Annotated in this window: 15 protein-coding genes; 14 read left to right on the top strand and 1 reads right to left on the bottom strand. The window is 40.1% G+C overall.

Going from position 1 to position 19,518, the window contains the following annotated elements:
- Nucleotides 1-13 precede the first annotated feature (13 nt).
- The 13 genes from ybeY to clpB all read left to right on the top strand — a co-directional run bounded on the left by ybeY (nt 14) and on the right by clpB (nt 15,652).
- On the top strand, nt 14-496 hold the full coding sequence (gene ybeY, locus QOW94_RS03545; RefSeq protein ID WP_283678799.1) for an rRNA maturation RNase YbeY: 483 nt from the start codon (nt 14-16) through the stop codon (nt 494-496).
- Nucleotides 480-875, top strand: a complete 396-nt coding sequence (locus QOW94_RS03540; RefSeq protein ID WP_283678798.1) for a diacylglycerol kinase family protein — start codon at nt 480-482, stop codon at nt 873-875. Before ybeY ends, QOW94_RS03540 begins: the two co-directional genes overlap by 17 nt.
- A gap of 9 nt (nt 876-884) precedes the next feature.
- Complete coding sequence (gene era, locus QOW94_RS03535) at nt 885-1,787, top strand: GTPase Era (protein WP_283678797.1); 903 nt, start codon at nt 885-887, stop codon at nt 1,785-1,787.
- Nucleotides 1,788-1,807: 20 nt separating this feature from the next.
- Nucleotides 1,808-2,584 (top strand): hypothetical protein, encoded by a 777-nt coding sequence (locus QOW94_RS03530; RefSeq protein ID WP_283678796.1) that lies wholly within the window; start codon nt 1,808-1,810, stop codon nt 2,582-2,584.
- Between the two features lie 14 nt (nt 2,585-2,598).
- On the top strand, nt 2,599-3,357 hold the full coding sequence (recO, locus tag QOW94_RS03525; RefSeq protein WP_283678795.1) for a DNA repair protein RecO: 759 nt from the start codon (nt 2,599-2,601) through the stop codon (nt 3,355-3,357).
- Nucleotides 3,358-3,638: 281 nt separating this feature from the next.
- The gene (glyQ, locus tag QOW94_RS03520; RefSeq protein WP_283678794.1) at nt 3,639-4,562 is read left to right on the top strand and encodes a glycine--tRNA ligase subunit alpha; all 924 of its coding nucleotides are present in this window, start codon (nt 3,639-3,641) and stop codon (nt 4,560-4,562) included.
- On the top strand, nt 4,562-6,643 hold the full coding sequence (gene glyS / locus QOW94_RS03515; protein ID WP_283678793.1) for a glycine--tRNA ligase subunit beta: 2,082 nt from the start codon (nt 4,562-4,564) through the stop codon (nt 6,641-6,643). The genes glyQ and glyS overlap by 1 nt, the downstream gene beginning before the upstream one ends.
- A 112-nt stretch (nt 6,644-6,755) precedes the next feature.
- Nucleotides 6,756-8,603, top strand: a complete 1,848-nt coding sequence (dnaG, locus tag QOW94_RS03510; protein WP_283678791.1) for a DNA primase — start codon at nt 6,756-6,758, stop codon at nt 8,601-8,603.
- Between the two features lie 17 nt (nt 8,604-8,620).
- Entirely contained in the window at nt 8,621-9,772 is a 1,152-nt protein-coding gene (gene rpoD / locus QOW94_RS03505) for an RNA polymerase sigma factor RpoD (RefSeq protein WP_283678789.1), read from the top strand.
- Nucleotides 9,773-9,914: 142 nt separating this feature from the next.
- A complete protein-coding gene (locus QOW94_RS03500; protein WP_283678788.1) occupies nt 9,915-10,613 on the top strand; it encodes a tRNA (adenine(22)-N(1))-methyltransferase in 699 nt (232 codons plus the stop codon).
- Nucleotides 10,610-11,725, top strand: a complete 1,116-nt coding sequence (locus tag QOW94_RS03495; RefSeq protein WP_283678787.1) for a Nif3-like dinuclear metal center hexameric protein — start codon at nt 10,610-10,612, stop codon at nt 11,723-11,725. Before QOW94_RS03500 ends, QOW94_RS03495 begins: the two co-directional genes overlap by 4 nt.
- A 22-nt stretch (nt 11,726-11,747) precedes the next feature.
- Nucleotides 11,748-12,986, top strand: a complete 1,239-nt coding sequence (gene pepT / locus QOW94_RS03490; RefSeq protein WP_283678786.1) for a peptidase T — start codon at nt 11,748-11,750, stop codon at nt 12,984-12,986.
- Between the two features lie 65 nt (nt 12,987-13,051).
- Nucleotides 13,052-15,652, top strand: a complete 2,601-nt coding sequence (clpB, locus tag QOW94_RS03485; protein ID WP_283678785.1) for an ATP-dependent chaperone ClpB — start codon at nt 13,052-13,054, stop codon at nt 15,650-15,652.
- A gap of 44 nt (nt 15,653-15,696) precedes the next feature.
- Here clpB and QOW94_RS03480 read toward each other — a convergent pair whose 3' ends face one another.
- On the bottom strand, nt 15,697-15,897 hold the full coding sequence (locus QOW94_RS03480) for a DUF2929 family protein (protein WP_283678783.1): 201 nt from the start codon (nt 15,895-15,897) through the stop codon (nt 15,697-15,699).
- Nucleotides 15,898-16,018: 121 nt separating this feature from the next.
- On the opposite strand from QOW94_RS03480, the gene dnaE reads away from it, so the two are divergent.
- Nucleotides 16,019-19,363: a DNA polymerase III subunit alpha gene (dnaE, locus tag QOW94_RS03475; protein WP_283678782.1), complete on the top strand. Its 3,345-nt coding sequence runs from the start codon at nt 16,019-16,021 to the stop codon at nt 19,361-19,363.
- Nucleotides 19,364-19,518 lie beyond the last annotated feature (155 nt).

Raw genomic sequence — 19,518 nt, 5'->3', positions numbered from 1 at the left:
TCGGGAGTATTCAATGGACTTAGAGATTTACGATAAAACAACAGATAAAGTTTCAGAGGAAGATATTAAGCTTATTCGAGACGTGCTTAATTTTGCGGGTTCGTATATTCATTTGAAGGATAATGCCGAAATGTCAGTAACTTTGGTAAACAACGATGAAATTCAGCGAATCAATCGGGAGTACCGGAATGTTGATCGGCCAACCGATGTAATTAGTTTTGCAATTGAGGATGACTCAGACGACGATTTTCCAATTGTTTTGGATGAGGATATGGCTGATGAGATTCCTGAAAATATTGGCGATATTTTTGTGTCAGTTGACAAAGTTACGGAGCAAGCAGATTACCTAGAGCACTCATTCCAGCGTGAATTAGGCTTTCTTGTAGTTCATGGTTTTCTTCATTTGAATGGTTATGATCATATGAAGAAAGAGGACGCCGATGTGATGTTCCCTTTGCAAAAGGAAATTTTAAACGCCTATGGCCTCAAAAGATAAACGCCAAGTCGGTAAGAACAAACGCTTCACTCAATCATTAGGCCATGCTGTTGCTGGAATCGGTCGGCTTATAAAAGAAGAGCGAAATTTTCGGTTTGATATCTTTATTTCGTTATTTATGTTAGCTATGGGGTTAGTTTTTCAAATCAAGATCAATGAATGGATGTGGCTGATTGCGTCATTCTTCTCAGTGATGGGGTCTGAAGTTCTGAACACCATAGTTGAAAACGTGGTTGATTTGATAGTCGGCAATAAGTACGATTCACTGGCTAAACGGGCAAAGGACATTGGTGCTGGTGGTGTATTGTTGTCTGCATTCTTCGCTTTTATCATTGGTTGTTTGATATTCATACCTAGAATTATAGATTTGCTTAGATAAGGGGAAAAGATGGAAAATAAAGAATTTAGGTCAGGGTTCGTAGCAATTGTTGGTCGACCAAACGTTGGAAAATCAACGTTCTTAAACAGAGTTGTCGGAGCTAAGGTCGCTATTATGAGTGATAAAGCTCAAACAACTAGAAATAAAATCCAAGGAGTTTTCACGAACGATGATGCTCAAATCGTCTTTATTGATACTCCGGGTGTTCATAAGCCCAAGGATGAGCTAGGCAATTTTATGGTTGATTCTGCTCTCTCAGCTCTAAAAGAGGTGGATGCAGTTCTTTTCATGGTTAATGCCACGGAGAGACGGGGAGCAGGTGACAATTTTATTATTGAGCGCCTTAAGGAAGTTGATAAGCCAATTTATCTGATAATCAACAAAATTGATCAGATTTCTCCGGACGATGTTTTGTCTGTCATTGAACAGTACAAGGCTGCATTGCCATTCAAAGAAGCTTTCCCAATTTCTGCACTTGAAGGTAACAATGTTCCCCAGTTAGTTGATACCCTAATTGCTGAACTGCCAGAGGGTCCTCAATACTACCCAGCTGATCAAATAACAGATCACCCAGAACGATTTGTTATCTCAGAATTGATTCGTGAGAAGGTTTTTCAGTTGACTAGGCAAGAGATTCCAACTGCAACGGCGGTTTACGTTGAGAGTATCAAGAACGATAACGACCGGCTTCATATTTCTGCAACAATTATTGTTGAGCGGGACGGTCAAAAGGCAATTGTAATTGGTAAGGGTGGCTCAATGCTTAAGAAAATTGGGACTTATGCCAGAAAAGACATTGAAAATCTAACTGGTAATAAAGTCTTTCTTGAACTTTGGGTAAAAGTTCAACCAAAGTGGCGGGACAAGAGTTCGCTTCTCCAATCGTATGGTTATCGTAAAGATAATTACTAACCAAAAGGTGGCAGTTAGCAATGACAATCAATTTATCAGTAGAAATTACGGATGAAGTTATCAATATCAATGGTGACTATAATTTACGAATTACTGATGGCGTTGCTGATTCGCAGATTAATTCCAATGATATTGTTATTCTTGTTGATGGAATGACACCAGTTGCTATCTCTGTTGGAAATGGCGAATTTCAGCCAGAGTTTAAGTTTAGTCGGACAATCACCGTTAAGACGGATTCTTTTGATTTCGAGCCTATTTATTTGGCTCGTTTTTTGGCGCAAACTCTGGAGGATGGCAAAATTAATATTGTTAGGGATTTTGCTGATACCAAAGTTCCTACAAACATGGAGATGCCGGTGAATAATGTCGGATCTGGGTTATTGAAAGTAATGGCTATGTTCGGGATCCTTCTCGAAAAGCCAAAACGAAAACCCGCAAAAGCGCAACACAGATGGCGCAAAGAAATCAGTGACATCAGTTTCTTTGTTAACTACGAAAATGCAGTCGCTGAGGTTAAGTGGGTAAAACGAAATCAAATGAAGATTATTGCTGGCGCCAAGTTACGCCAAGACGTTCCGTTAAATAAAGATGGGTCAATTGGAATCGCAGTTAAGTTTGGTAACCAACTTAGACAGGAACATGAACAACAGATTACTGATTTTGTGACCAGCGAAGATGTTATTCTGAAGAGCGTCAATGAAGTTGGCTCGTTTCTTTACTATGCTGGGACCAACAGCTGGCTTGTTTTAAAGGATAAGAACGGTAAGACAATTGATGAGTATACGGTCGTTAAGTGATTAGAGGTTGATTTATGAAGGGTAAGATTACCGATTTTAGTGGAATTATTTTGTACACTAAACCCTATCGTGATAACGATTTGCTGGTTAAATTCTTAACTAAGCAGTTTGGCAAAAAGATGTTTTTTGTTAGGGGAGCTAAACGACCAAAATTTAAAATGAGAGCTGCAATTATGCCGTTTACCACCGGTGAGTATACCGGAGACATTCGGGATTCTGGCCTTTCATACATAGGTGACCCTAAAAGTTACAGGATGTTTCAAAATATCGCTGAAGATATCACTAGAAATGCATACGCGACGTATATTATGTCGCTGATTGACATGGCTTTTCCGGACGGGGTCCCTCAGCCAGAGTGGTACAGTAAGCTACTCACAGGGCTCAAGTTAATTGATAGTGGATATGATTCTGAAATAATTACTAATATCTTTGAGGTTCAATTACTATCAAGCTTTGGCGTTGAGCCGGACTGGCGAGATTGTGCCGTTTGTCATCGGACAGACTTGCCGTTTGACTATTCTGAGGCCTATGGTGGCCTTTTGTGTTCAAATCACTGGCAGTTGGATCGTTATCGGATGCATTTGCCGGCAAAGACGATTTACCTACTCAGATTGTTCTCAGTAGTTGATTTGAATAAATTGGGAACGATTGACGTTTCTGATGACACGAAGAAGAACTTAAGGTTAGTCATTGATAAAATCTATAGTGAAACGGTTGGAATTTATCCAAAAAGCAAGAAGTTTCTTGATCAACTTGGTAAGTTTAAACTGTAGTGCCCCGTTGACATTCGGGGGTTCTTAAACTATGATTAATTTTGAATTTAATATTTAGCGTTGACGAGAGATTAGGAATGACTGGTTTTTTCAACGAGGTCGGGATGGTGAAAGCTGACCAAAACCGTTTGTTCCGTTGGCACTCTCTGAGCTATGTAATTAAGCGCTGACGTTTGTCAGAAGTAGGGTGGAACCGCGAATTATTCGTCCCTATGTTTGAAGATTACTGATGAGGTAGTCTATTCAAGCATAGGGGCTTTTTTCTTAGGAGGAAATTAAAGATGACTGAAAGTTTATCAGTTCAACAAATTATTTTGCGTTTACAACAATATTGGTCAGCCCAGGGCTGCATGTTGATGCAAGCCTACGATACCGAAAAGGGGGCCGGAACAATGAGCCCATACACCTTTTTAAGAGCCGTCGGGCCAGAACCTTGGAACGCCGCCTACATTGAACCATCAAGAAGGCCTGCGGATGGTCGGTATGGTGAAAACCCCAATCGGTTGTATCAACATCATCAATTCCAAGTAATTATGAAACCATCTCCAGAAAACATCCAAGAGCTTTACCTAGGTAGTTTAAAAGAATTGGGTATTGATCCCCTAGAACATGATATCCGATTTGTTGAAGATAACTGGGAGAACCCATCAATGGGTTGTGCCGGTGTTGGTTGGGAAGTTTGGCTAGACGGGATGGAAATCACCCAGTTTACTTATTTCCAAATCGTTGGTGGTCTTGAGATGGATCCTGTCGCATCTGAAATTACCTACGGACTAGAGAGACTTTCATCTTATATTCAAAACGTTAACTCTGTGTTTGACCTAGAATGGTCTGATGGGGTTAAGTATGGTGATATCTTCAAGGAACCAGAATTTGAGCACTCAAAGTATAGTTTTGAGGAAAGTAATCAGGAAATGCTTATGAGTTTCTTTGATTCATATGAAAAAGAGGCTAAGCGGTTACTCGATATGAATTTAGTTCATCCAGCTTATGACTACATTCTTAAATGTAGTCATACATTCAATTTGCTTGATGCTCGTGGTGCCGTATCAGTTACTGAACGGGCTGGTTTCTTATCAAGAATCAGAAATATGGCAAGAGCGGTTGCCAAGGAATTCGTTGAAGAACGAAAGAAGCTTGGTTTCCCACTAATCAAAGACGAAGCTAAACGCCAAGAATTATTGAAAGACGAGGAGGATAAATAATGGCTAAGAACTTTTTATTAGAAATCGGGCTTGAAGAAATGCCTGCTCACGTTGTTACTCCAAGTATTCAACAATTTAAGAAACGAGCAGCTGATTACCTTAAGGAAGAAAGAATTGATTTTGAAAGTATTGATACTTTTAGTACTCCTCGAAGGTTGACTCTTAAAATCAACGGTCTCGGAGAAAAGCAACCAGATATAGATAAGTCAGTTAAGGGTCCCGCTAAAAAAATTGCTCAAGATGCCGATGGTAATTGGTCAAAAGCTGCAATCGGATTCACTAGGGGTCAAGGCGCAACTGTTGATGACATCACCTTTAAGGAAATTAAGGGTGTTGATTATGTATACGTTGATAAGCACATCGCTGGTAAACCGGTAGAAGAAATTTTGGCTGGCTTTGATCAAGTGATTAAGTCAATGACTTTCCCAACGTTAATGAAGTGGGGCGAGTATTCATTTGAATATATTCGACCAATCAAGTGGATTGTTGCGTTGCTGAATGACAAAGTGATTCCACTATCTATCCTAGATGTTACTTCAGATCGAGTTTCAAACGGCCATCGTTTCCTTGGTAAATCAGTTGAGATTCCAAATGCTGATGAATATGAGGAAAAGTTGACTGAGCAATTTGTGATCGCTGATGCTACCAAACGAAAAGACTTAATTAGAAAACAAATTGCTGATATTGCTACCAAAAACAATTGGACAATCAACATTGATGAGGCCTTACTTGAAGAGGTTAATAACTTAGTTGAATGGCCAACCGCTTTCTCTGGTAAATTTGATGAAAAGTACCTTAAAATTCCTGATGAAGTACTGATTACTTCGATGCGTGATCACCAACGGTTCTTCTACGTCACCGATAAGAATGGTAAGTTACTGCCAGATTTTGTTTCAGTTAGAAACGGTAATGATAAGTTTATCGAAAACGTCAGTGCCGGTAACGAAAAAGTGTTAACGGCTAGACTTGAAGACGCAATGTTCTTCTACGAAGAGGACCAAAAATTAACCATCAACGATTACGTTGATAAGTTGAAGAAGGTTAGTTTCCACGATAAGATTTCAACTATGTATGAAAAGATGCAACGAGTTGGCGTTATTAGTAGCCAACTAGCAGATTATCTTGGATTTAATGATGAGCAGAAGAATGATTTGCAACGAGCAAGCCAAATTTACAAGTTTGACCTAGTTACTGGCATGGTTGGCGAGTTCGCTGAACTTCAAGGGGTAATGGGAGATAAGTACGCACGGCTGTTTGGCGAAAATGAGGCTGTTGCTACTGCCATTCGTGAACACTACATGCCAATCTCTGCAAATTCAGCTCTCCCCGAGACTAAGGTTGGAGCAGTTCTTGCAATTGCGGATAAATTAGACTCAATCATGACTTTCTTCGGAGCAGGGATGATTCCAAGTGGTTCTAATGATCCATATGCATTAAGACGACAAGCTTCAGGAATCGTTAGAATTGTTGCTGATGAGAAGTGGGACTTTGACCTTGAAGAGATGATGAATACGGTCGTTGACCTTGAAACTAAGCAAAATGTCGCTCCTAATTTTGATCAAAAAGCAGAGTTTGATGATATCGTTAGCTTCTTTAAGGATCGAATCAAACAATTCTTGAATGATGATGGTATCAGCTATGATATCAGTGATGCGGTTACTAACGGATCAGCAACTGATATTCTGTTTAACATTGACTCGGCTGAAAGTTTGAATGATCATAAGAATGACGATAACTTCAAAGCGGTAGTTGAATCACTCACTCGAGTTCAAAGAATTTCAACTAAGGCTGACTTTAGTGGGCAACAGCTATCTGTAGACGAGTCATTGTTTGATAACGATTCGGAAGGTAAGTTAAATAAGGCGGTTAATGATATCGTTGACGGATTCTATTCTGAATCTGCGGATAAGGCCTTTACCGATTTAGCAGGACTAAAGGACATTATCAACGAATACTTTGACGCTACGATGGTTATGGACAAGGACGAAGCTAAAAAGAATAACCGACTTAGTCAATTGACGATTATTGCTCGGATGATTCTTCACTTAGGAGACCTTGATAAATTAATTGTTAAGGGATAGTTTGATTGTTTGAATTAATCAAATATGATATTATAATCTATGTATCGCTAATAAAAGGGTCGCACTGAATAAGTGCGACCTTTTGCCGGAATATCGAATGGAAGTGGAGGCGATGGCGTTGGTTAAGATTCCAGAGGATGTCATTGAACAGGTGCGTTCTCAGGTTAACATCGTTGATGTTGTCTCACAGTACGTGCAATTAAGTCAATCAGGGAAGAACCTGTTTGGCCTTTGTCCGTTTCACGAAGAGCGGACACCATCGTTTTCGGTAAATGAAGACAAGCAAATTTTTCATTGTTTTAGTTGTGGTCGGGGTGGAAATGTTTTTAAATTTCTGATGGAAATTGAAAATATTTCCTTCCCAGAAGCAGTCCGAAAAGTTGCCACGATGCAGAATATTCAGCTAGATGACAAGTATTTGGACGCCGGAAATAGCGAAGGAAATCAACAGACGTCAAGTCAATCACAATTGATTGATTTACACGAGCAGGCGGTTTCGCTCTACCATCACGTGTTAATTAACACGAAGCTAGGTCAAGAAGCCCTTCAGTACATCAAGAACCGTGGATTGACTGATGAAACGATTGAAAAATATAAGATTGGCTTTGCTCCAACGCAGCGACTATTAAAGCCATTCTTTGAAGAACGGAAAATAGATAGTGGTTTGTTAGGAAAATCCGGATTGTTTTCACAGGATGATCAAGGAAACCTGTATGATCGGTTCGTTGACCGGCTGATGTTCCCAATCAGAAATGAAAGTGGTCAAACGATTGGCTTTTCTGGTCGTCAGGTTCATAGCAATCCAGATATGCCAAAGTATTTGAACAGTCCCGAAACTGAGATTTTTAACAAGCGGAAAGTTCTCTTTAATTTAGATGAGGCACGACGCCAGGTAAGAAAAAACAATCCGGCCATTCTGCTTGAAGGATTTATGGATGTGATTTCCGCAGACCAGGCGGGAATTCATACGGGAATGGCCTCAATGGGAACTAGTTTGACGGAGCAGCAGGTTTACGACATCTCTAGAATTACTAATTCAGTAATTATTTGTTACGATGGTGATGAGCCTGGGCAAAATGCTATCAAAAGAGCAATTGAAACGTTTGCTAAGTCGTCAAAAGTCCAGCCGAAGGTTGTTAGTATTCCAGATGGATTGGATCCAGATGAGTTTATCAAGCAACGGGGCAAGGATAGTTTTGATGAACTGATTTCCCACGCCGAGGCCCCAATTGATTTCGAACTTCGGTTTTTAAAGCAACAGTTCAATCTTAAGTCTCAGACAGACTCTACAGACTATATAAGTGCAGCGATTGAAGTAATTGCTAAGCAAAACTCAGCTGTTACGCGTGATTTATATTTAAATCAGTTGGCGGAAGAATTTAAAGTAGATAAAACATTGTTAGTAGACCAATTGGCACCGCTCGTAAAAAGAAGTACCAATGTTGTTTCAATTAACGATGGTCACCGTGGCCAACAGCCACAAATGGTTCCTCATGTTCAATCCCAGAGTCAGATTAAGCGGAATGCAGTTCAGATTGCTGAGGCAAGACTCATGAATAGGATGTTGAACGATCATGACATCTGGTTACAGATTCAAGGAACAGAAGGATTTTCGTTTGTAGATGAAGAGTATCAGATGCTTTATCTGCTCGCCGAGGGTTACTTTACCAAGTTTGATGAATTCAGCGTTGCTAATTTCAGTAATTTCGTGAAGGAAAATTCACTTCAAAGCCTATTGATTGAAATTGATACGTTGGATTTACCAGAAAACGTCGGTGAAAATGAAATTCAAAATTATATTGATGTTATTATGAAGTTAGCTCCCATTGAATCTCAATTAAAGCAAAAAAGGGCTGAACTTAGAGAAGCATCAACAATTGGCGACGTTGATCGTCAAAGACAACTTACGATTGAAATCGTTAGGTTGGAACAGCAAAAGCAAGCATCACAGCGGGTTTAACTCAGGAGGCATTTTTAATGGCAAACAGTAAAAGTAGTAAAGATGTAAACAAGAAAAAGAACGCGGCCTCAAAAGACGAAGAAAAAGCATATCACAAAGTTTTTAGTGAGATTGTTAAGAAAAATAAACCAATTGGCCACATTACCTATGATGATTTGAATGAAAAAATCATTAACCCCTATACTCTTGATGAAAAAGAAATCGAAGAATTACTTGAAGATATCGAGGATTCAGGAATTAGTGTCGTTGATGAAAATGGTGATCCAGATCCACGGGCAATCGATGCTGCTAAGAAGGTCACAAAAAAGGAACTGTCTGATGTTTCAGCGCCAACTGGAGTAAAGATCAACGACCCAGTTCGGATGTATCTTAAGGAAATCGGTCGGGTTTCATTGCTTAGTGCTGATGAGGAAATCTCACTTGCTAAGCGAATTGAAGGTGGCGACGAGGAGGCCAAGCAAGAACTAGCTGAGGCCAACTTACGACTGGTTGTTTCTATTGCTAAGCGTTACGTTGGTCGGGGAATGCAGTTCCTTGATTTAATTCAAGAAGGTAATATGGGCCTAATGAAGGCCGTTGAAAAGTTTGATTACCGAAAGGGATTCAAATTCTCAACTTACGCAACTTGGTGGATTAGACAAGCAATTACCCGGGCAATTGCTGACCAAGCTAGAACGATTAGAATTCCGGTTCACATGGTCGAAACCATTAATAAGTTGATACGGATTCAACGTCAATTACTTCAAGATCTTGGTCGGGAACCATTGCCTGAAGAAATTGGTGCTGAAATGGATATGCCTACCGAAAAGGTTAGAGAAATCCTTAAAATCGCGCAAGAGCCAGTTTCACTTGAAACCCCAATCGGTGAAGAGGATGACTCCCATCTTGGCGACTTTATTGAAGATCAAGATGCAACTTCACCCGCTGACCATGCTGCTTATGAGCTTCTTAAGGAACAGTTAGAGGGAGTCCTTGATACTCTGACTGATCGTGAGGAAAACGTGCTCCGACTACGATTTGGTTTGGATGATGGTCGGACTAGAACCCTTGAAGAAGTTGGTAAGGTATTCGGGGTTACTCGTGAAAGAATTAGACAAATTGAGGCAAAGGCGCTCAGAAAACTGCGTCACCCATCACGAAGCAAGCAATTAAAGGATTTCTTGGAATAGTACCTAAAGAAGTTACTTTCAATAAAAGGGATAATGGAGAACATAGTGATTTCTCTATTATCCCTTTTTATTCGCTTTCATACCTGTTATTTTGGCGATTTTTAAATTATAATAGTTGTATTATTTACAGTAGGAGTAAGCAATGAATAGTAATCATTTATCAAAACGATTGGCAACAGTGAGTAGCTATGTCGAGCAGGGGAGTCGACTAGCTGACATTGGCTCGGATCATGCCTATCTGCCAATTTATTTGGCCAAAAATCACGTAATTGATTTTGCGGTGGTTGGTGAAGTTAGGCAGGGACCATTGAATAATGCCATTCACGAAATCAAACTTGAAGGGCTTGAATCTAAATTAATACCTAGGTTAGCAGATGGTCTGGCAGCAATTAAACCTGATGATAATTTTGATGCCATTACGATTGCCGGAATGGGTGGCAGTTTGATAAGCTCGATTCTTGAAGAAGGCAAAAATCGACTACGGGGAAATGAAAAATTAATTCTGCAACCAAACGTTGGCTCTGAAAATGTGAGAACATGGTTGATGAATAATTCTTATGAAATTAGGGCTGAACAGATTGTTGAAGAGGATGGCCATATATACGAGATTATTGTTGCCACTAAGACTACCATAACGCCTAAATACAGTGAGGTTGAACTACAATTTGGCCCGGTTTTAAGTAAAGAGAAATCAGAAACCTTTATAGCAAAGTGGCAAGAAGAGTTAGATCGTAAGAAGATGGCACTTAAAAATATCGAATCAGCTTCAAGGGTTGATCAATCAAAAGTTGCCGCATTTTCAAAGGGAATCGAACTAATTGAGGGGGTATTAGCAAAATGAAGGTTCAAGAAATCGTTGATCGATTTGAAAAGTTTGCACCAAAACATCTAGCTATGGATGGTGATCCTGTTGGATTGCAACTTGGTTCCCTCGATGCTGAGGTTCACAAGGTTATGACAACTTTAGATGTCCGACCAGAGGTTGTTCAAGAGGCAATTGATAATGGGGTCGATTTTATCTTCGCTCACCATCCGGTTATGTTTAGACCGGCAAAGAATCTGGATTTAAGTGACCCGCAAAATCAAATGTATGCTGATATTTTAAAACATAACATTACGGTTTATGCTGCCCATACTAACCTTGATTTTGCTGATGGTGGGATGAATGATTGGCTGGCAGAACAAATTGGCTTACACGATGTTTCTGGACTGGTACCCGGGTATGCTGATCCAGTGTATAGGTTAACGGTTCAAGTACCAAAGGTTTATGCAGCGGCGGTTAGAATGTCCCTTGTTGACGCTGGGGCTGACGTAAACAATTCCGAATATACTGGTTACACTTATGCTATTGACGGAACAGTGTACTATATTCCCAAGTCAACTTCAGACCCAACAATTGGTCCCGCGGGTGAACCGACAGAAATGGAAGATTCCCGGTTGGAGTTTGAGGTGTTTCAAAACAAACTTGATGATGTGCTAAAGGCACTTTATGATGTCCATCCGCTTGACAAACCTTTGTATAATATTATTAAGCTTGAAGACAAGAAGCACCAAATGACAATGGGCAGAATCGGTACTCTCGATGAGTCGATGACGCTGGCTGATTTTGCAAATAACTTAAAGAGCAAATTCAACGTTAATGGCCTTCGGGTTATTGCTAACGACCTTAATCGACAAGTAAAACGGGTTGCTGTTTTAGGTGGCGACGGTGGTAAGTTTTATCAACTTGCACAAAGCAAGGGAGCTGATGTATATGTCACCGGTGATGTTTATTACCACACCGGGCACGATATGTTAGCCTCCGATATGCCAGTTATCGATCCTGGTCATCATATCGAAAGTATCTGTAAATCCAAACTAGCAAGATTATTTAATCAGTGGAAGCAAGAAAATGGCTGGGACATTGATATCAGTGAGTCTCAACTTAACACGGACCCATTTACTTTTATTTAAAAAATTTTGGAGGCTTTTAATAATGGCAAAGTACGCAAATTTAATTCCAGACTTTCTTAGTTTTGTGAAGGTTAATACTCGTTCAGACGCAAAGTCGACGACGGTCCCTTCATCTCAAAATCAAGTAGAATTTATTGATTCATTACGCAAAAAATTACTTGAGATGGGGCTTGCAGACGCTCATATCAACAGCCAAAGTGGTTATGTTTATGCCACATTAACTAGCAACGTAGATAAGAAAGTTCCAGCCCTCGGGTTTATTTCTCATATTGATACAGCCGATTTTAATGCCGAGAACATTAATCCTCAAATCGTCGAAAATTATGATGGTAAGTCGATAATTAAGTTGGATAAGGATGGTAAGTATACCCTTGATCCAAAGGTGTTCCCAAATCTTAAAAATTACCAGGGACATACTTTGATTACAACTGATGGCTCAACTCTTTTAGGTTCAGACGATAAATCTGGAGTGGCAGAAATTATCGCTATGGCTCAGTATTTAATTGACAATCCCGATATTAAACATGGCGATATTAAGATTGGATTTGGTCCCGATGAAGAAATTGGGACTGGTGCTGATAAGTTTGATGTTAAGGATTTTGGTGCAGATGTTGCCTACACCGTTGATGGTGGCCCAGAGGGTGAATTAAGTTATGAAACCTTCAATGCAGCTGCAGGTAAGGTTGATATCACTGGTACTAACGTCCACCCATCAGGGGCGAAGGGAATCATGGTCAACGCAATTCAATTAGGAATTGAATTTCATAATGAATTACCAGATTATGATCGGCCAGAAAAGACCGAAGGCAGACAGGGCTTCTTCCATCTTGATAATTTTGAAGGAACTGTTGACCATGCTGAATTGGATTACATCATTCGGGACCATGACCGTGACCGGTTTGAAGCCAGAAAACGGTTATTTACCGGAATTGGTAATCAGTTAAACAAGAAGTATGGTGAGGGTCGAGTTAAGGCAACTACTCATGATGAGTACTACAACATGGGTGAAATTATAATGAAGGACCCAACAGTGGTTGAAGTTGCTAAGCAAGCAATGGAGAATGTTGGGGTGACGCCAGATATCTTCCCAGTTCGTGGTGGAACTGACGGTTCAAAAATCTCGTTTATGGGACTACCAACTCCTAACTTGTTTGCTGGTGGCGAAAATATGCACGGTCGGTTTGAATATGTATCAGAACAAACGATGGAAAAAGCCGTTGATGTTATTCTAGAAATTATTAGGCTTTACGCAGAAAAATAAATTATTGAAAAAGTTTGGAATTTTTAGTTTCAAGCTTTTTTGCTATTTGAAGGTGAGAGATAATAATGAACCCAGATAATTTAACTGAATCAGTTTCAAATGCAATTTCGGCTGCTCAGTCGATTGCGAACACTAGGAAACACCAAAATATTACAATTGCCCACTTATTTAAGGCTTTAATTCAACCAGGAGAATTGGCAAGACAAATTTTCTCTGAATTAGGATTAAATGTTGACGACACCGAAAAGGAATTGGACAGAGAGCTCGATGCAATAGCCGTGGTGGAAGGGCAGACAGTTAGTTATGGCCAGTCCCTATCGCCTAATCTATACAGTTTGCTGCAAAATGCCGAACAGGTGAAAAACCAGCTTGAGGATCAGTACATTGCAGTTGATACCCTTGTAATTGCGTTAATGCAGCTTCATGGAGTCCAATTTAAGGATTACTTAGTAAGCAAAGATATCACGGAACAAAAAGTTAGAAATGTGGTTGAGAAAATTAGGGGTGGCCAAAAAGTTGTCAACAAGAACCAGGAAGACTCTTATCAAGCGTTAGAAAAGTATGGGATTGATCTTGTTAAAGCCGCTCGCGATAACAAACTTGGGCCAATTATTGGCCGAGACGAAGAGATCCTTGAAGTAATCACCATTCTCTCTCGTAAAACTAAGAATAATCCGGTATTAATTGGGGCTCCTGGAGTTGGTAAAACGGCTGTGATTGAAGGCTTAGCCAAACGAATTGCTAGTAATGATGTTCCGGATAACCTAAAAAATAAAATTATTTTTCAGCTTGATATGGGTTCCTTGATTGCGGGGGCAAAGTACCGTGGTGAGTTTGAGGAGCGGTTGCAATCTGTCCTTAAGGAAGTTAAGAAGGCTGAAGGCTCAATCATCATGTTTATTGATGAAATTCATAACATTGTTGGCGCCGGTAAGGCTGAAGGTAGTATGGATGCCGGTAATATCTTGAAACCAATGCTGGCAAGAGGCGAACTCCATTTAATCGGGGCAACGACTCTTGATGAATATCGTCAGTACATGGAAAAGGATAAAGCACTTGAACGACGGTTCCAACGGGTGGTGGTTGACGAACCAACCGTTGAGGACACGATTACGATTCTTCGGGGATTGCGTGAAAGCTTAGAAATTCACCATGGCGTTCGGATTCATGATAACGCGCTAGTTTCTGCAGCCAAGCTTTCTGATCGGTACATTACAGACCGATTCCTGCCAGATAAGGCGATTGATTTAGTCGATGAAGCTTCAGCTGAAATTCGGGTTGAAATGAATTCGCAACCCACTGAGCTTGATTCAGCTAACCGTCAGTTAATGAGGTTAGAGGTCGAAGAGGCTGCTTTGAAGCAAGAGACTGACGCCGCTTCTAAAAAACGGTTTAGCGCTCTTCAAAAGGAATTAGCTGATGTTAAGGAAAAGGTAAATGGCTTAAATGCTCGTTGGACTGATGAAAAACAATCAATTGAGCAACTAAGTGATGTTAAACGGCAGTTAGACAAGGCAAAAAATGATTTGATCAACGCTGAAAATAATTACGAGCTTGATAAGGCGGCAATCCTGCAGCACGGTACTATTCCCGAATTAGAGAAAAAACTGGCGGATATGGAATCTAATCAGAAACACGATGATTGGTTGGTTTCTGAATCAGTTACTGCTGATGAAATTGCAAATGTTGTGAGTCGCCAGACCGGAATTCCAGTGAACAAGTTGGTTGAAGGAGAACGCCAAAAACTGCTCAAATTGGAGGCTAATCTTCATCAACGGGTAATTGGTCAAGACGAGGCTGTAAAAGCCGTCTCGGATGCGGTTATCCGTTCTCGGGCTGGATTAAACGACCCATCAAAACCACTTGGGTCATTTTTGTTTCTTGGACCTACCGGAGTTGGTAAAACCGAACTAGCAAAGGCGCTGGCAGAAGACTTGTTTGATTCTGAGAATCACATGGTCAGAATTGATATGTCTGAATACATGGAGAAGGAGTCTGTTTCGAGGTTAGTCGGGGCGGCACCTGGATATGTTGGTTACGAAGAAGGTGGCCAATTAACTGAGGCGGTTCGGCGTAACCCTTACACCATTGTTTTGTTTGATGAAATTGAAAAAGCCCATCCAGATGTATTTAACATTCTTCTTCAGGTTTTGGATGATGGTCGCCTTACAGATAGTCAGGGCAGATTGATTGATTTTAAAAACACAATTTTGATAATGACCTCTAATCTAGGATCAGATATTCTCCTTTCTGGGACTGATGATCATGGAGCTATCTCGGCAGATGCAAAGCAGAAGGTCAATGATTTACTTAAACGATCATTTAAGCCGGAGTTTATCAACCGGATTGACGATGTCATTACGTTTGCACCATTAACTCGCAAGGACATCGAAAAAATCGTTCAAAAGATTATCGATATTCTTTCGGGCCGGATGAAGAGTCAGGGGATTTCTTTGATGATCACTGAGCCTGCTAAGGAATGGATTGCCACTAACGGATATGATCCTCAATACGGAGCGCGACCGTTACAGCGGTTCATTACCACAGTTGTTGAAACCCCGGTTGCAAGAATGATTGTTGGTAACGAGGTTCACGCAAATGATGTTGTCACGATTTCACTTGATGACCAAAATGAATTAAAGTTTGTTATCGGGCAGAAAAAATAAAAAAAGTCAGGCATTTGCCTGACTTTTTTATTTAATCATTGGTCTTAGTTGCTTGACTTTTTAGTTACGCGACTTACAAGGTAGAAACCATTAACGGCAATGAACGTAGTAAGAGCTGCGACACATCCGATAGATAATTTATTATATGGTAATACCTCAAGTGCAGAAGCAATATAACCAATTACTTCACCGTAGATAAAAGCCCAAAATACTGCAACGATATTTGCAAGAATAATTTTTGGCATTTTGGCCACCTCACTAACAAATAAATGATAGCACAGTTTATTTTAAAAATAAATCAAATTTTTATGGCTAAATCAACTTGGCCCTTTGCTATAATAGGGTAATGAATAAGGAGGGTCAACCGTGAGTTTTGTGCCGTTAAACGTAAGAAGTTCATACAGTCTGCTGCAAAGTCCCGTCAGAATCAAGGACTTGGTCAGCACGGCAAAACAGCTTGGATACCACGAATTAGCCCTAACCGACGTTAATGTTATGTATGGGGCAGTTGAGTTCTATAACCAGTGCCTTGCAAATGGCATCAAACCAATTATTGGAATGGCTCTGACCATTTCCGGGATAGTTTTAGAGGATAAAGAGTATCAACTACTCCTGCTTGCCAAGAGTGCTAAGGGCTATCAAAACCTAATGAAAATAAGTAGTATTCGCCAGATAAAACCTGATTCTAATTTGAGTGAATATCAGGGATTATTTGACGATGTTTATGTCATCTTACCCTCTGGTCAAGAGGCCCACGACCTCGTTTTTCAGGGCAGAAGTAGGGAAATTTCAACTATTGTTGATTCATTAGTAAATAATGGGGTTGATCAAAGTTTAATTCGAATTGGGTTAGATTTTCACGTTTCAGATTCTGTGGCTGACGTTGTTCAAAAAACGGCTGCTAGTTGTTCAATCAAAGTAGTAGCTGAAAGCCCAGTGTTATACCTACGAAGTCAGGATTTCTTTTTAAAACAGGTTTTGAACGCAATCGGCCAAGGAGAACAGATTAGTGACCCTGCAACCAAGGCAAAGCAAGCTGGTGAGTCATACTTACGGCCAGAGGTTGAAATTACTGGTTTATATCGTGAGCGCCATTTTTTAGCAGCTATCAAAGAAACCGAATCAATTGCATCTGACTGTAACGTTGAGATAAAAAAGCAGCAACCTGATCTTCCCCGATTCAAGACCCCCAACGGTGAAACTGCGACTGAATATCTGGCATCATTGTGTCGAAAAGGGTTAGGGGCTAGGTTGGCTACTGATGACGTTCAAAATAAGCAACCATATGAAGACCGTTTAAACCATGAACTAGCAACTATTCACTCAATGGGGTTTGATGATTATTTCCTAATCGTCCGTGATGTCATTGCTTGGGCTCATGAGCATGATATTATTACTGGTCCGGGTCGGGGTTCCGCGGCTGGATCACTGGTGGCCTATGTTTTACAAATTACTGATGTCGACCCTATTAAATATGACTTGCTGTTTGAGCGATTCCTAAATCCAGAGCGGGTGCAAATGCCAGATATTGATTTAGATATTCCAGATACCAGGCGAGATGAAATAATAAAGTATGTTCAACATGCTTATGGTAACGACCGAGTCGCCCAAATTATTACGTTTGGAACTTTAGGGGCAAAGCAGGCGATTAGGGATGTTGCCCGGACATTCGGCCTCAATGTCAGTCAACAAGACAAGTGGAGTAAGGCGATTCCAAACGCGATTCACGTTACGTTGAGGGATGCATATTCAAATTCAATGCAATTACAAACCATTGTCAAATCATCATCGTTAAACGAACAACTGTTTAAAGTGGCAACCCAACTTGAAGGGTTACCTAGGCACTATTCGACCCATGCAGCTGGTGTCGTCTTGAGTGATAACGACTTAGTTGAACTTGTTCCGGTTCAACCAGGTAATGAAGGCCTGTTGATGACTCAATATTCAAAGGATTATGTTGAGTCGGTTGGTTTGCTGAAAATGGATTTTCTTGGGTTACGAAACCTATCGATTCTTGACGATGCCCTCAAAGAGGTAAACCGTTCTGGTAAGTCTGACTTAGATATCTCAAGGGTTCCGTTGGATGATCCAAAAGTAATTCAGGTTTTTGATAGTGCTGATACTGCTGGAATCTTTCAATTTGAATCAAGTGGTATTCGGAATGTCTTGAAACGACTCCGGCCGGACAGTTTTGAAGATATTGCTTTAGTTAATGCCTTGTACCGACCTGGGCCAATGGAAAATATTGATGATGTCATTGCTAGAAAACACGGCCAACAACAAATAACGTACCCCGATGATTCATTAAAACCGATTTTAAGTTCAACGTATGGGGTTATTGTGTACCAAGAGCAAGTTATGTTAGTGGCTTCAAAGTTAGCTGGATTTACGCTTGGTGAAGCTGATATTTTACGGCGAGCGATGAGCAAGAAAAAGTTGACCGTTATGGAAAAAATGAAAGCCCAGTTTATTAATGGGGCAAGGCATAATGGAATTAGTGAACCAAAGGCTGCTGATATTTTTAACTATATTGAAAAGTTTGCTAATTATGGATTCAATAAATCACATGCTTATGCGTATAGTAAGATGGCCTACGAGCTGGCTTTTTTAAAGGTTCATTATCCTGGTCAATTTCACGTTGCCCTTTTGAAATCCGTAAGAGGCAATGCGGTTAAGATCAAACAGTATGTTACGGATGCCAGGAAAGTTGGTGTTAAAGTCGTTTCACCGGATATCAATTTAAGTGATTATGAGGTTAGCTACAATGAAAACCAAATTCGCTTTGGTCTTGGCAGTATAAAGGGGCTTCGGTCTGACTTTGTTAAGGCGATCATTAGTGAACGGCAGTCAAATGGTAATTTTAAATCATTTCAGAATTTTTTGGCCAGAATTGATGAAAAATTTCGAAAAGAGGATCTGATCAAAGCATTAGTAGCGGTTGGTGCTTTTGATGGTTTTAGTAATAATCGAGCTGAATTGTTAGAGGCTAGCCCTGAATTTATAAATTCAATCAATTTGAGTGGTAATTCGATGAGCCTATTTAAAGCTTTAGAGCCGAAGATTCCTAAATTGGACGAGATGCCTTTATTTGAGCGGCTAAGTTTGGAAGATGAATATCTTGGGGTTTACCTATCTGGCCATCCAACAGAAAGATATAGTGACCTATCTCAGCAGCTTCATGCAGTTACTACGGATGTAATAACTAATGGTCAAAAGAATATCAACTTAATTCTTTATCTTAGTAAGGTCAAAGTAATAAGGACTAAAACTGGGAAGCAAATGGCTTTTCTTACTGGGAGCGACCAAGTCGGTGAGGTATCGGTGACGATTTTTCCAAATCTGTTTAGTAATATTCAGTCATGGCTTCATAAGGATATGGTGGTCTTAATCAATGGGAATGCTGAAAAACGGGATCAATTAGAGATAATTGCAAATAAGATGGCTCCTGCAGCTAACATTGCTGGTAAATATCGGCAAAAATCCACTCATAAGTGGTACCTAAGAATTGAGGCTGGTGTGGATACCACGAAGGTGTTTGAACAGTTGACTAGTTTAGCTAATAAGTATTCTGGGAATCATCCGGTTGTTGTTCATGAAGTTGATAGTAAACGAACGATCGAGTTGGGAAATAAGCTATGGTTGGCTGCCAGCAAGGAGCTGAATGATCAATTAATCACAATTTTAGGAGCAAATAATGTGATTTATAAGTAAAATTTTCTGTGAAGTTTTTCTCAAGTAAGGGCTTTCTTGTGCGTCAAAATAGCGTTTGTAAGCAATTTACACGTGAAAAAGCATCTTAAAAGGTAGCAGACAGACGGTTTTAAAAGTGATAGAATACAGATTGAAATCAATTTGGACAGTTAATT

The organism is Lentilactobacillus sp. Marseille-Q4993 (genome assembly GCF_951230165.1).
In the GTDB taxonomy this organism is placed as follows: domain Bacteria; phylum Bacillota; class Bacilli; order Lactobacillales; family Lactobacillaceae; genus Lentilactobacillus.
This window is presented reverse-complemented; position numbering and strand designations above follow the sequence as displayed.